Source organism: Arthrobacter sp. JCM 19049, assembly GCF_001310435.1.
The window spans coordinates 1-12,322 of sequence record NZ_BAXF01000039.1; the positions used below are offsets into that span (position 1 = coordinate 1).

At 62.0% G+C, this 12,322-nt stretch carries 15 protein-coding genes, 2 tRNA genes and 3 pseudogenes; 14 read left to right on the forward strand and 6 right to left on the reverse strand.

Annotation, left to right across the window (positions count from 1 at the left end):
* From JCM19049_RS03560 to JCM19049_RS03570, 4 genes are all read left to right on the forward strand, one after another.
* Positions 1-413: DUF3566 domain-containing protein (locus tag JCM19049_RS03560; RefSeq protein WP_054820820.1), on the forward strand; the 413-nt coding region annotated here is incomplete at its 5' end.
* Positions 414-534: 121 nt separating this feature from the next.
* Positions 535-608: transfer RNA gene (locus tag JCM19049_RS03565), tRNA-Ile, on the forward strand.
* A gap of 30 nt (positions 609-638) precedes the next feature.
* The gene (locus tag JCM19049_RS18420; protein ID WP_212743898.1) at positions 639-758 is read left to right on the forward strand and encodes a DLW-39 family protein; all 120 of its coding nucleotides are present in this window, start codon (positions 639-641) and stop codon (positions 756-758) included.
* 5 nt (positions 759-763) lie between these two features.
* Positions 764-839, forward strand: a tRNA-Ala gene (locus tag JCM19049_RS03570).
* A gap of 81 nt (positions 840-920) precedes the next feature.
* Here JCM19049_RS03570 and JCM19049_RS03575 read toward each other — a convergent pair.
* Complete coding sequence (locus JCM19049_RS03575) at positions 921-1,865, reverse strand: glycosyltransferase family 1 protein (RefSeq protein WP_279402393.1); 945 nt, start codon at positions 1,863-1,865, stop codon at positions 921-923.
* A 298-nt stretch (positions 1,866-2,163) separates the two neighbouring features.
* Here JCM19049_RS03575 and JCM19049_RS03580 point away from each other — a divergent pair.
* The 3 genes and pseudogenes from JCM19049_RS03580 to JCM19049_RS18430 all read left to right on the forward strand — a co-directional run bounded on the left by JCM19049_RS03580 (position 2,164) and on the right by JCM19049_RS18430 (position 4,124).
* Positions 2,164-3,153 (forward strand): annotated as a pseudogene (locus JCM19049_RS03580) (bile acid:sodium symporter family protein).
* A gap of 99 nt (positions 3,154-3,252) precedes the next feature.
* The gene (locus tag JCM19049_RS18425) at positions 3,253-3,786 is read left to right on the forward strand and encodes a DMT family transporter (protein ID WP_279402400.1); all 534 of its coding nucleotides are present in this window, start codon (positions 3,253-3,255) and stop codon (positions 3,784-3,786) included.
* Complete coding sequence (locus JCM19049_RS18430) at positions 3,747-4,124, forward strand: hypothetical protein (RefSeq protein WP_279402402.1); 378 nt, start codon at positions 3,747-3,749, stop codon at positions 4,122-4,124. The genes JCM19049_RS18425 and JCM19049_RS18430 overlap by 40 nt, the downstream gene beginning before the upstream one ends.
* Positions 4,125-4,184: 60 nt before the next feature.
* Here the strand turns inward: JCM19049_RS18430 and JCM19049_RS03590 are convergent, their stop codons facing one another.
* A complete protein-coding gene (locus JCM19049_RS03590) occupies positions 4,185-4,391 on the reverse strand; it encodes a hypothetical protein (RefSeq protein WP_054820821.1) in 207 nt (68 codons plus the stop codon).
* 182 nt (positions 4,392-4,573) lie between these two features.
* Between JCM19049_RS03590 and JCM19049_RS03595 the strand changes: the two are divergent.
* The 3 genes and pseudogenes from JCM19049_RS03595 to JCM19049_RS03605 all read left to right on the forward strand — a co-directional run bounded on the left by JCM19049_RS03595 (position 4,574) and on the right by JCM19049_RS03605 (position 6,088).
* A pseudogene (locus tag JCM19049_RS03595) lies at positions 4,574-5,117 on the forward strand (peptidylprolyl isomerase).
* A gap of 348 nt (positions 5,118-5,465) precedes the next feature.
* A complete protein-coding gene (locus JCM19049_RS18435; RefSeq protein ID WP_279402394.1) occupies positions 5,466-5,588 on the forward strand; it encodes a hypothetical protein in 123 nt (40 codons plus the stop codon).
* Between the two features lie 29 nt (positions 5,589-5,617).
* Positions 5,618-6,088 (forward strand): rhomboid family intramembrane serine protease, encoded by a 471-nt coding sequence (locus JCM19049_RS03605; RefSeq protein ID WP_279402395.1) that lies wholly within the window; start codon positions 5,618-5,620, stop codon positions 6,086-6,088.
* A 570-nt stretch (positions 6,089-6,658) separates the two neighbouring features.
* On the opposite strand, the gene JCM19049_RS03610 is transcribed toward JCM19049_RS03605, so the two are convergent.
* Positions 6,659-7,249 carry a LysE/ArgO family amino acid transporter gene (locus JCM19049_RS03610; protein ID WP_279402396.1) on the reverse strand — a complete coding sequence of 197 codons (591 nt, stop codon included), beginning with the start codon at positions 7,247-7,249 and terminating at the stop codon, positions 6,659-6,661.
* Positions 7,250-7,340: 91 nt separating this feature from the next.
* Between JCM19049_RS03610 and JCM19049_RS03615 the strand changes: the two genes are divergently transcribed.
* The gene (locus JCM19049_RS03615) at positions 7,341-7,751 is read left to right on the forward strand and encodes a LysR family transcriptional regulator (RefSeq protein ID WP_279402397.1); all 411 of its coding nucleotides are present in this window, start codon (positions 7,341-7,343) and stop codon (positions 7,749-7,751) included.
* A gap of 20 nt (positions 7,752-7,771) precedes the next feature.
* The gene (locus JCM19049_RS03620; RefSeq protein WP_279402398.1) at positions 7,772-8,224 is read left to right on the forward strand and encodes a hypothetical protein; all 453 of its coding nucleotides are present in this window, start codon (positions 7,772-7,774) and stop codon (positions 8,222-8,224) included.
* A gap of 37 nt (positions 8,225-8,261) precedes the next feature.
* On the opposite strand, the gene JCM19049_RS03625 is transcribed toward JCM19049_RS03620, so the two are convergent.
* Positions 8,262-8,513: a cell division protein CrgA gene (locus JCM19049_RS03625; RefSeq protein WP_054820827.1), complete on the reverse strand. Its 252-nt coding sequence runs from the start codon at positions 8,511-8,513 to the stop codon at positions 8,262-8,264.
* 261 nt (positions 8,514-8,774) lie between these two features.
* On the opposite strand from JCM19049_RS03625, the gene JCM19049_RS03630 reads away from it, so the two are divergent.
* Together JCM19049_RS03630 and JCM19049_RS03635 are read left to right on the forward strand one after the other, a co-directional pair.
* Complete coding sequence (locus JCM19049_RS03630; RefSeq protein ID WP_279402399.1) at positions 8,775-9,485, forward strand: class E sortase; 711 nt, start codon at positions 8,775-8,777, stop codon at positions 9,483-9,485.
* Between the two features lie 173 nt (positions 9,486-9,658).
* Positions 9,659-10,298: pseudogene (locus JCM19049_RS03635) on the forward strand (aminodeoxychorismate/anthranilate synthase component II).
* 28 nt (positions 10,299-10,326) lie between these two features.
* Here JCM19049_RS03635 and JCM19049_RS03640 read toward each other — a convergent pair.
* Together JCM19049_RS03640 and pknB are read right to left on the reverse strand one after the other, a co-directional pair.
* On the reverse strand, positions 10,327-10,743 hold the full coding sequence (locus tag JCM19049_RS03640) for a PASTA domain-containing protein (protein WP_279402401.1): 417 nt from the start codon (positions 10,741-10,743) through the stop codon (positions 10,327-10,329).
* A complete protein-coding gene (gene pknB, locus JCM19049_RS03645; protein WP_054820830.1) occupies positions 10,635-12,176 on the reverse strand; it encodes a Stk1 family PASTA domain-containing Ser/Thr kinase in 1,542 nt (513 codons plus the stop codon). The genes JCM19049_RS03640 and pknB overlap by 109 nt, the downstream gene beginning before the upstream one ends.
* Positions 12,177-12,322: the final 146 nt, after the last annotated feature.

Sequence of the window (12,322 nt, forward strand, 5' to 3'; positions counted from 1 at the left end):
CCCGACCGGCCGGCAGCCAGGAGAAGCTGGTGCGTCCGGCTCCGAAGGCCAAAGTGCGCAAGGCCCGGCTGCTGGTGTCGAAGGTGGAGCCGTTCTCGGTGCTCAAGCTCGCCTTCCTGCTTTCGGTCGCCTTCGGCGTGGTCACCGTGGTGGCCGCGGTGGCGTTCTGGGCGGTGCTGGATCTGACCGGCACGTTCGACAGCTTCAACCAGCTGATGCGCGACGCGATCGGGGCCGACAGCGGCTTTGACCTGCGTGACGCGTTCTCGCTGGGCCAGGTCGCCTCCTACGCCACCATTCTCTCGGTGGTCAACGTGGTGGTCATTTCAGTGCTCTCGATGCTGGGCGCGGTCCTGTACAACATCGCTGCCTCGCTGGTCGGCGGCGTCGGAGTCACCCTGACCGACGACTAAACACGCACCGCAACGCGCTTTTCGAGCCCTGGAGGGATCTGTGATGGATGCCACCAGGGCTCGATTTGTGTCCGGGCCAAAACCCCGGTAATGTTTTATTTCGTTCCGAAGGGAATGGCAAGGGCGTATAGCTCAGGCGGTTAGAGCGCTTCGCTGATAACGAAGAGGTCCCAAGTTCAAGTCTTGGTACGCCCACGGAAACCTTGCCACTGGGAAAGAGGGAAAATGAAAAAGATCCTGATTCTCGGCTCGATCGCGGCCGCTGCAGCGGTTCTGATCAAGAAGGCCAAGGGTTCTTCGGAAACCAAGGAGACCTGGCAGCAGGTCACCGACAAGGTATCCTGATCTGCGGGGGTATGGCGCAATTGGTAGCGCATCTGCTTTGCAAGCAGAGGGTTAGGGGTTCGAGTCCCCTTACCTCCACCAGCACATAGAATCCCATCCCACACCGGATGGGATTTTTGCTTTAACCACGCCAGGTTCCCGGCGCCTGCCAGGAGAAAACGCTCAGCGGCCCGTCCATGCGTGCTCTGCGGCGGCAACGTAGTGGCCGAGCAGCTGATCCCCGATGCGGCCCCAGGAGCGCTCCTGGACGCTTTCCAGCGCCGCTGCGGAGAACGCCGCGCGCTTGGCGTCATCATAGATCAGATCGGCCACCTGGGAACGCAGCTGCACCAGGTTCCCGGGCTGATACAGCCAGCCGTTGTGCGAGGAAGAGACCAGGTCCACCGGTCCCCCGCGTCCAACCGCCACCACCGGAACCGCACTGGCCATGGCCTCCTGGATGGTCTGGCAGAAGGTCTCCGACTGCCCCGGGTGCACGAACACATCCAGGGAGGCCAACATCTCGGCCAGCTCGATGCCGCGCAGGAAGCCGGGGAAAACGGCACCGGGCAGCTGCTGCTGCAGGCTTTCACGCAACGGCCCGTCACCGACGATCACCAGCCGCGTGCCGGGAAGGCCAGCCAGTACCCGCAGGTCGCCGACCTGCTTCTCCGCTGCCAGGCGTCCCACGTAGCCGATGATCCGCTGTCCGCCGGGCGCCAGGCGCTGCCGCAGTTGCTCGTTTCTTCGCACCGGGGTGAATAGGGCAGTGTCCACGCCCCGGCGCCACAGCTTGACGCGTCCCACCCCCAGCTGCTGCAGCTGCGAACGGGAGAACGTGCTGGGGGCCAGGGTCAGGTCCGCCGCCAGGTGAATGGCCCGCACATGTTCCCACAGCCGGGCCTCGAGCCAGGGCACGCGGTACGGACGGGCATAGGCCGGCACCTCGGTCTGGTAGACCGCCACGGTGGGCAGGCCCAGCTCCCCCGCCGCCCGCAGTGCCCGCCAGCCCAGCACGAAGGGACTGGCCAGGTGGACGACATCCGGGGCCGAGGCGTGGAACATGCGGCGCAACACCCCGACCGGGCCAGCGGCCAACCGGACGCTGGGATAGCTGGCCAGGGACATAGAGGCAGGGTGCGTACCGGAAAGCCGCAGTACTGCCCCGGAACTCCCCTCCCGCGACGCTGCAGCGCCTGGGAGGCGGCAGGGGCGATCACCTCGGCCTCGTGGCCGGTGGCCCGCAGATGCTCCAGGGTGCGCAGCACCGAATTGGTGACTCCGTTGGTGTGGGGCAGGAACGATTCGGCAACGATGCTAACCTTCACGCCACCCATCGTGGAAGGCGCATATGGCCGCTTCATGAACCGCTCGGCTCCCCGGGATGAACTTCGCGTTCGTGCACCGCCGTGCCATGATATTGCACATGCCCACGCACGACCCATATACCGCTGATGCCGCGCAGGAAAACGAAACCCGCAGTGCACGCACCGCGGTACTGCTCTTTCCGGCCTTGATCCTGCTTGGCGGGCTGACCGGCATGCTGATGCCCGCAGCCTTCCAGCCGCTGTCCCCGTTGATTAATCCGCTGCTGATGGTGATCATGTTCGGCATGGGACTGACCCTGACCCTGCCGGACTTCGGATGGTGCTGCGTCATCCGCTTCCGGTGCTGGGCGGGGTCTGCGCCCAGTTTGTCATCATGCCGCTGGTGGGTTGGGCCATCGCCGCGCTGCTGGGCCTGGATCCCGCGCTGGCCGCCGGCGTCATCCTGGTCGGCTGTGCCCCCGGCGGCACCGCCTCCAATGTCGTGACCTACCTGGCACGCGGCAATGTGGCACTGTCCGTGGCCATGACCAGTATCTCCACCCTGCTGGCACCACTGCTCACTCCCCTGCTCACGCTTTGGCTGGCCGGGCAGTACCTGCCGGTGGCTGCCGGGTCGATGGCCGGCACCGTAGTTCAAATTGTGCTGATTCCGGTCCTGCTGGGCCTGGTCATCCGGTTGCTGTTCAACCGGGCGGTGGAAGCCGTCCTCAAGGCCCTGCCCTGGGTTTCCGTACTGGCGATCGCGTTCGTGGTCACCATCATCGTTGCCGGCAGCGCCCAGACCATTTTGCAGGCCGGACTGCTGGTGCTGGTTGCGGTGGTCCTGCACAACGCGGCAGGACTGCTGCTGGGTTATGGAGTCGGAGCCGCACTACGGTTGCCCGAGGGGTCCAAGCGCACCGTATCCATCGAAGTGGGAATGCAGAACTCGGGATTGGCCGCCGGATTGGCAACCCAGTACTTCTCCCCTGAAGCCGCTCTTCCAGGCGCGGTGTTCTCCGTCTGGCACAACCTCTCAGGAGCTCGTGGCCGCGTTCTGGCGACGTCGGCGCCAGAACGCCGAGGCAGCAGGCGCCTCCAAGAACTAGCCGGCCACAGGCGGCTACAGCACCTTGCGGCAACATAGGACTCGCGAGGCGGCCAACAGCGGCACGGAAATGTAGCCTTGATTGGTGACCATCCTTCTTGTGATCGTAGGCGTCCTGGGAGTCTCCGCCTCCGGCCCACTGATTGCGGCGTTTCCCGGTGTTCCCGTCTTGGCGATGGCCTTGTGGCGGAACTTCGGCGCCACCGCGGTGCTGGTGGCGCCGACACTGCACCGGGATCCGACCTCGTTTCGCCGCATGGGTCGACGCGAATGGGCCTTTTGCTCCATCGCCGGAGTCTGCTTGGCTTTGCACTTCGTCTGCTTCATGTACGCAGTGCGCATGACCTCGGTGGCTGCCGCAACGGCCTTGGTCTGCATCCAGGGTGTCTGGATTGTGGTGTTCCAACGGTTGCGGGGAGTTAGCTACACCCGCATGGTGTTCCTGGGAATTGCGCTGTCCATCACCGGCGTCGTGATCATCACCGGTTTTGATCTCGGGCAGGGGCGTGAGGCCATTCTCGGTGACCTTCTGGCTATCCTCGGAGGAATGCTTGCAGGAGCATATACCCTAGCGGGTCGGTGGCGCGGCGGACAATGTCAACCGGTGCCTATGCATCGGTCTGCTATGCCGTGACCTCCCTGGTACTGCTGGCGATTTGCCTCCTGGCCGGGGAGCGGATCTGGGGTTTTGACGCCTGGGGATGGTTTGGCATCGTCGCGCTCACCGTGTGTTCGCAGCTTCTGGGTCATACGGCCCTAAACCATTTGCTGAGCATCCTCGGTCCACTGACGGTCTCGACTCTCATTTTGCTCGAGATCCCCGGTGCGGCATTCATCGCGGCGCTGATGATCGGCCAGCTCGTGCCCGCCGGAACCATTCTGGGCCTGATCGTGATCCTCGGCGGCCTAGTTCTCGTGGTCCGCGGACAAGCCAAGCCCGAGCCACCCACTGTGCCCCTCGAATCACCGTAAAACTAGTCAAGCACGTGCATTCCCTTAAAGGAATACACGTGCTTGGCTTGGTCTTTTTTGCTATTCGGACGCCAGCTTGCGAATGTCTTCGGTCTCGGCTTCCGTGGACTTTGCCACCGGAGACTGCGGCTCAGTCGAAGGGGCCGGCATTTGCCAGGGGTCTTCAATCGGCTTTGACGCCTTCCACACCGCTACTAACGCTGCAACGGCCGCGGCGAGCACACCGATCATCATGAACTTGCCGAACCCGAACTTCTTCTTTTCCATGTGAACTCCTTTAGCTAGGCCACGCGCTGGCCCAATGGAAGACCTTCGACTCATCCAGCCTATGCACTTTCTCCCTGTCGCACCATGCGGGAATCGCCAGACCACGCCTTTACGGCGTTTTTCACTCAACGCGTACAGGTGTCTTTGGCGGTCGCCGGTCTCAACGTGGGAGAATAAGGAGCATGACCGCAATTGCAACGCATAAAGCCACAATCCACACCAATAAGGCGACATCGTCGTCAACCTCTTTGGCAACCACGCCCCGAAGACCGTGAAGAACTTCGTGGGACTGTCCACCGGTGAGCAGGAATGGGTGCATCCCGAAACTGGCGATAAAAAGACCGATACCCCGCTGTACAACGGCACGATCTTCCACCGCATCATTTCCGACTTCATGATTCAGGGCGGCGATCCGCTGGGCCAGGGCTTTGGCGGCCCCGGCTACCAGTTTGATGACGAGATCAACCTGAGCTGGACTTCAACGCGCCCTACAAGCTGGCCATGGCGAACGCCGGCATTCGCATGGGTCGTGGAACCAACGGATCCCAGTTCTTCATCACCACCGTTCCCACCACCTGGCTGCAGGGCAAGCACACCATCTTCGGTGAGGTTGTTGACGAGGACTCGCGCAAGATCGTTGACTCGCTGAACGCAGTGGCCACCGACGGGCGTGACAAGCCGCTTGAGGACGTCGTCATCGATTCGATCGATATCGAGACCCTCTAGGATCTTCGCGTCATCGACGCCGCGGGCTCCGGTCGCCAGTGAAGTGGCGGTCGGAGCCCATACCTTTAACGTCCCCGCCGCTTCCCCAACACTAAATATCTGAGGAACACCCCCATGTCCTACGGGCAAGTCTCACCGGAATCAACGCAGGTACCGACGTGCTACCGGCATCCAGACCAGATCTCCTACGTTTCCTGCCATCGATGTGGGCGACCAGTATGCCCACGGTGCCAGGTCTCTGCCCCGGTAGGGGTGCAATGCATTGAGTGTGTCCGCAACGCCAACAGGGCCATACCCAGTGCGAAGACCGAGTTTGGTGGGACCGCCCGCTCGAGTGCAAAACCGGTGGTGACCTACACCCTGATCGGCGTAAATTTGCTGATATATGTCCTGCAATGGGTCATCCCCAATTTCACGCAGCAAATAGTGCTCGTCGGCGCACTGGCTTACTGGGAGCCTGGCGTGTACTGACCAGCGCTTTCGCCCACTCGCAGGGGTCTTTGCTGCATATCGCCATGAATATGTACGGCGTGTATATCTGCGGGGTGCTGCTGGAACCGCGTCTTGGACGCATGCGCTATGGCTGGCTCTATTTCCTCTCTGCCTTGGGTGGTTCTCTGGGCGTCTTGCTTCTCAGTGACCCGTACACTGCGACATTGGGTGCATCGGGAGCGCTCTCGGGTTTGTTCCTGGCCTTGTTTGTGGTTTTCCGTACCAACCGGACCGCGTTGCGCCAAATGGGAATTGTCCTACTGCTAAATGTCGTTATGGGCTTCGTGGTGCCCGGAATCTCCTGGCAAGGCCATCTAGGCGGAGCAGTGCTTGGCCTAGCTGCCGCAGCGTCCATCGTGCTTATCCCCAAGGGATCCCAGCGGACGACCTTGCAATTTGTTCTGCTCGGTATTCTCAGCGTGGTGGTAACGGGCATACTCTATCTGGCAGCGGTGACCGTTCGTTTTCCACTGGCCTAGTTCGAACACTACTCCAGTGCCTTATCCACACTGCTTATCCACACTGTTAATAACTTACACACATGTAATTCCCGAGCCGAACCGGGTTGTTAGATGCCTTGGATCCCCTTGTTGTCGGGGCTGGAGGGCAGACGTTCAACTATTTTACACAGGAATCTCCACACCTGTGGATAACTTTTAAACAGGGCCTGTAGATTCACGTTTTCCGAGCATGGAAGCATTCGGATCGCCTGATTCGAATTTTTAAACGACTCAAGGCTGACATGTACTTATATGGACTTCTGGTGACTCAAAGTGCTCGTATCCACAGCGGTAATCCACACTGTTAATAACTTACAGGCGTGTAATTCCTCTCCCTCCACTTCCCGGGATCCCCGGGTTTTCGGTTCTTTTGGAGGAGGCGCCGACGGACTTCTCCCCAGCTGTGGATAACTTTGTGAACAAGTTGTCGCGAAAGATTCCCACAGGTGCTGTGGATAGATGTGGAGAGCTGTTGATAACTGCGCAATCAAATCGCCCGCCTATTAGGCAAGGAGGATGTCGCCGGCGGCTCGGGGCGGGATTTTCCGCCTAGAACAGGGGGAGGATCAGGCGGATCCCAAAGTAGAGCATGAACAGGCAGATGAACCCGTCGAGCAATTGCCAAGCGCGTGGCTTGGCGAAGATGCGCGCCAAATAACGCGAGCCAACACCGAGGGCCATGAACCAGACCAAGCTGGCGACGATGGCACCAGCACCAAACTGCCAACGGGCACCGGCAAATGAGTTGCCGATAGAACCCAAGAGCAGAACAGTATCAACGTAGACGTGAGGGTTGAGCCAGGTGAGGGCGAGGGTGGTCAACGCCACTCTCCATGCCGAGGATTCGCTGGGGGAGTTCTTGGTAGCCATGCTCGTGGGAGAGAGCGCGCGGCGTAGCGCGAAGAGGGCATAGAGTGCCAGAAAAAGTGCTCCACCTATGCGTGCCGCACTCATGATCCATTCCGCGCGCTCTATCAGGGCACCCAGGCCGGCAATACCCGCAGAGATCAGGACAATGTCCGAGAGCATGCAGATGATGATCGCCACCCAAACGTGCTGACGAGTGATTCCCTGGCGCAGGATGAAGGCATTTTGGGCGCCGATCGCGACGATGAGCGACAGTCCGGTGCCGAAGCCCAACAGGCAGGTGTAACAAGCATGTAGCAACAGTAGAAAAACCCCAGAACTGTTGTCGAACTTAAAAGTCTTAGGACACTTTAGAGTTGCTAATGTGAACTTCGATTTTGAGCAGCTGGAGACTCTCCTGGCGGTCATCGAGGCTGGCAGCTTCGATGGCGCCGCTATTGACCTGGGGATCAGCGCTTCAGCGGTGAGTCAGCGCATGAAGGCACTGGAGAAACGGGCCGGGACCATTCTCGTGTTGCGTAGTAAGCCGGTGCGGCCCACCGAGCCCGGTGTCACGGTGCTGCGCTACGCGCGCCAGATCGTCTCCCTGGGCAGAGAGCTGAACGCGCATCTGGGGGAAGGGGAGCATGCGGAAACGCCCCAACGGATCACCATTGGCGTCAATGCCGATTCCCTGGCAACTTGGTTCATCGACGTTCTGCGGGAACTGGGTCGCCGCGAGGACCTCATTTGTGATTTGCGCAGGGAGATGAGCACCGTAACGCGGAACTGCTGAGGAAGGGCGAGGTCAGTGGGGTGGTGACGACCAGCGCCGATGCGGTGCAAGGATGCGCGGTGCAAAAGTTGGGAACCATGCGCTACTGGGCGGTGGCATCAACGGAGTTCATTGCCCGCCGAGACGGGATGGCGCCACGTGACTGGCTGGCGGTGGCCCCGGTGGTGATCTTTGATCGCGACGATCCGCTGCAAGCCCAGCTGCGTGGACGAGTGACCGGACAGTCAACGTGGGACGGAGTGGCGACGCACTACGTCCCGGATTCGTGGCGTTATGCTACGGCAATTGAGGCAGGTATGGGCTGGGGGATGCTGCCGGAACTGCAGCTGCGGCAGCTGCCTGAGCTGCACCGTCTTGACGATGCATGGAGCATTGAGGTGCCGCTGTACTGGCAACGGTGGTCCATGGGTTCGCGGGCACTGGACAGTTTCGGTCGGATTCTGATGTCCGCGGCACAGGCCGCCGGGCTTTAGGCTGTCTAAGCTGCGGACCACAGCGGTGTCGCGGAAACTATTTCCAATTTGTGGTCATGAAAAAGCCGATCATGGCAATGCCAAAACCGATCACGATGTTCCAGCCACCAATGTTGGGGATGGGGAAGAGCGTCTGCGAAATGTAGTACACCATGACCCAGACCAGGCCAAGGAGCATCAGCCCGAACATTACCGGCTTGTACCAAACCGGATTCGGGCTCTCAGCGCTGCGCGCCGCGCGCTCCGCGGCGGCCTGGGGCTTCTTCGTGCGACGCTTCGATTCCGGCAATGTATAGCTCCCTAGCTTCATCAGCTCATTGTATTAAACAGGACTCGCCACGGCGTTCCCGGTAGTCTTAGGAACGAAGTATCACCGACAAGACGATCCATACTTCGCGTAGCTTCCATACTAGCCGTTGCGCCGCTTCCCGCGGGGGCTAACTGGCTATGATGCGAACAACTTTGCTCCAAGTATCCCGTGCTAAGGACCGCCCCTTTGAACCGAACGCTTACCCGGCCCGGACGCCGAACCGACCGCCGGCCCGTCAGCGTGGGCAATCGTCTGCTCGGGTTTTTCGGGGAACTGCTGATCACCCTCGGAATCGTGTTGATGCTCTTCGTTGTGTGGGAATTATGGTGGACGAATATTGACTCGGCCCACGCGCAGAAGCAGGCCACCGGTGAGCTGGTGCAAAGCCTGGGCGAAGTGAACATCCCCGAGACGGTGGATGAAAAGGACTACGGCCCGGCCCCCGTTACGGAGATCGCCGATGCAGAGACCTTCGGAATCATGTATTTTCCGCAGTTTGGCCGAAATGGAACGCATCATCCGGTCACCAACGGAGTGGGCAGCGATGTGATCGACAGCGTGGGCATCGGCCACTATCCCACGACCCAGAAGCCGGGGGAGCAGGGCAACTTCGCGGTCGCGGCCCACCGCCAGACGCACGGACAGGTTTTCTGGGACATCGACAAGCTCGGGGACGGCGACAAGGTCTACCTGCAGACCAGGCAGGGGTACTACACCTACACCTGGCGCAAAACCGAGATCGTCCCGCCCAGCGCCGGAGAAGTGCTGTTGCCGGTGCCCCACGAGTACGGAGCCGAACCGACCACCTCGATCCTGACCATGACCAGCTGTCATCCGCCGTTCACCACCCGTGAACGCATCATCGCCTACTCAGAACTGACCAGCTGGCGACCGCTGGACGCGGGGCCTCCCGAGGAGATCCGGAACTTGGTCAAGGACGCCACGAGCTAGGGGTAGGAAATGTATTCATGGATTTTTCGTAATTTGCCCGGACCGCTGTGGTTTCGCGTCATCCAGGCACTGATTCTGATTGCCGCAGTCGTACTATTACTGATGGTGTATGTTTTCCCGTGGCTGAGCCAGTTCAGCCCCTTTACCGAGTCGACGATTGGTTTGAGGATACTGTGAGTGCGACAAAGATCCTGGTGATCGACAACTACGACAGCTTTGTCTACACCCTCGTCGGATACCTGCAGGAGCTGGGGGCGCAGACCACGGTCATCCGCAACGACGACCGGGACCTTTCCGGAGCCATTGCGCTGGCCCAGGAGCATGACGGGGTGCTCATCTCGCCTGGGCCGGGGGATCCGGCCGGGGCCGGGGTCAGCATTGACTGATCAAATGGTGCGGCGAGCACAACAAGCCGATGCTTGGGGTCTGCCTGGGGCATCAGGCCCTCGCCGAGGCCTACGGTGCACGGTGACCCACGCCGAACAGCTGATGCACGGCAAGACCTCGCTGGTGCGCCATGCTGAGCATCCGGTCTTCGCGCAGGTGGCCAACCCGTTCACGGCAACCCGCTACCACTCACTGGCCGCGGTGCGCTCCACGATCCCGCAGGAACTGGAAATCATCTGCGAAACCGAGGACGGGGTAGTGATGGGTCTGGCGCACCGGACCGCGCCGCTATGGGGGCTGCAGTACCACCCGGAATCGGTGCTGACCCAGGATGGCTACCTGATGCTGGGCAACTGGCTGCAGTTTGTGGGGCTCGAGGGAGCCGCTGCCAAAGCCGACGGACTCAGCCCGCTCTTCTCCGCGTAGCCTCCCGACCGGGGCGGGAGACAGGGAGCTAGTCCTCCTTGGCCGAGGGCGAAGGGCTCTCGCTGGGGGATTCGCTGGACTCATCCGATTCATCCGGCGAAGGGCTGGAAGAGGCGGCCGCCCGGGCGATGGTCAGCTGGATGGTGCTGCCCTGTTCCACATCCTCGTTCGGGCCGGAGGACTGCTCGAGCACGGTGTCGACGGCTTCGCTGCTCTCCTCATAGGTGTACTGCACCTTCAGGCCGAGGTCATCGGCCTCGAGCTTCGCCTTGGCGTCATCCAGGCTGGACCCGGTGACATCCGGGACGGTGACCTTGCCGGTGGACAGGATCAGGTCTACCTGCGAGCCGACCTTGACCTTGGAACCCATTTCCGGGCTGGTCTGCACCACCCAGTCGGTGGGGATGCTTGGATGGTTGATCCTGGTGACTTCGCCAACTTCCAGCCCGGCTTCACGCAGTGCCTCGCGCGCGGCGACCTCGGTCTGGTTTGCCAGCGAATCGGGATGGTGCGCTGTTCAGAGCCGTCGGAGATGTACAGGCGCACCAGGCTTTCCTTGGGCACCGAGGCACCGCTCTTCGGGTCGGTGCGCACCACCAGGTCCTCGTCGACGGCGTCGCTGTATTCGTGCTCCACCTGCACGTTCAGGTTCAGCGCGGTCAGCTGGGCGGTGGCTTCCTCCTCGGAGAGCTTTTCCACGTTCGGGATGCCCACCGGGGCGTTGCGCTCCTGGTCCAGCTGGACCATCCGGTAGACCATGAAGCCAGCGACGATCACCGCGATCGCGGCAATGATGGAGATCAGCCAGAACATGCCGCGGTTGGACTTGTGCCGCCGGGTCGCGTCGTGCAGCTGCTGGCGGCTGGCGAACACCGGGTGCTCGTCGGTGGGCGGACGGATGGCGGACGCATCGTATGCGGCGGCCTCGGCGTCCATCGCCTGGGTCGGCTCCTGGTAGAGGGCGACCGTGGGCTGGGTGCTGGTGGCCAGCTGCGGGTCCTGGTAGGGGATGCCGTGCAACGCGTCGTCCAGGGCCCGGGACAGGTCCGCGGCCGAGTCGAAACGGTCGTCGCGTTCCTTGGCCAGCGCCTTGAGCACCACAGCATCGTAGATCTGTGGAACGTCCGGGTTTGCCTCGCTGGGCGGCACCGGGTCCTCGCCGACGTGCTGGTACGCCACCGATACCGGGGAGTCCCCGGTGAAGGGTGGCTCGTGCACCAGCAGTTCATAGAGCAGGCAGCCGGCGGAGTAGATGTCGGTGCGGTGGTCCACGATCTCCCCGCGTGCCTGCTCCGGGGAGAGGTACTGGGCGGTGCCCACCACCGCGGCGGTCTGGGTCATCGTGGCCGAGGAGTCGTTCACGGCCCGGGCGATGCCGAAGTCCATGAGCTTGACGTGCCCGTCGTCGGTGACCATGACGTTGGCCGGCTTGATGTCCCGGTGCACCACGTGGTTCGCGTGCGAGTGCTCCAGCGCCTGGCAGACCCCGTGCATCACGTCCACGGCGAACTCGGGTTCGATCCGCTCTTCCTTCAGCATTTGGCGCAGCGTGCGCCCGGTGACGTACTCCATCACGATGTAGGGCAGCTCATCGGACCGGGTGTCCCCGGCGGGGATGACCCCGGTGTCGTAGACGCCCACGATGTTCGGGTGGCTGAGCCCGGCCACCGCCTTGGCCTCACGCTCAAAGCGCGCCACCACCATCGAATCGCGCGCCATGTCCGGGCGCAGCAGCTTGATGGCGACCTTCCGGGAAAGCACCCGGTCCATGCCCAGGTACACGTCCGCCATCCCGCCGCGCCCGATCAGCGACTGCAGCTCGTAGCGCCCAGCCACCAGGTCGGGCACGCCCGGCGGAAGCACTGACTGTTCGTTCATCAGTTATCTTCCGTGGCCGATGCGGTGGGCGAGGAGGAGGGGCGGCGGCAGGGGAGGAAGTCTCGGCCGGTGCCGAGGAGGTGGCTTCGGTCGGCTCGGGGCTGGCTCGGGCCGGAGGAGATGACCAGGCTGACCTTGCTCCCGGG

Coding starts and splice junctions, on each gene's coding strand:
- JCM19049_RS18420 (WP_212743898.1), top strand. CDS start 639: ATGAAAAAGATCCTGATTCTCGGCTCGATCGCGGCCGCTGCAGCGGTT.
- JCM19049_RS03575 (WP_279402393.1), bottom strand. CDS start 1,865: ATGTCCCTGGCCAGCTATCCCAGCGTCCGGTTGGCCGCTGGCCCGGTC.
- JCM19049_RS18430 (WP_279402402.1), top strand. CDS start 3,747: ATGTCAACCGGTGCCTATGCATCGGTCTGCTATGCCGTGACCTCCCTG.
- JCM19049_RS03590 (WP_054820821.1), bottom strand. CDS start 4,391: ATGGAAAAGAAGAAGTTCGGGTTCGGCAAGTTCATGATGATCGGTGTG.
- pknB (WP_054820830.1), bottom strand. CDS start 12,176: ATGAACGAACAGTCAGTGCTTCCGCCGGGCGTGCCCGACCTGGTGGCT.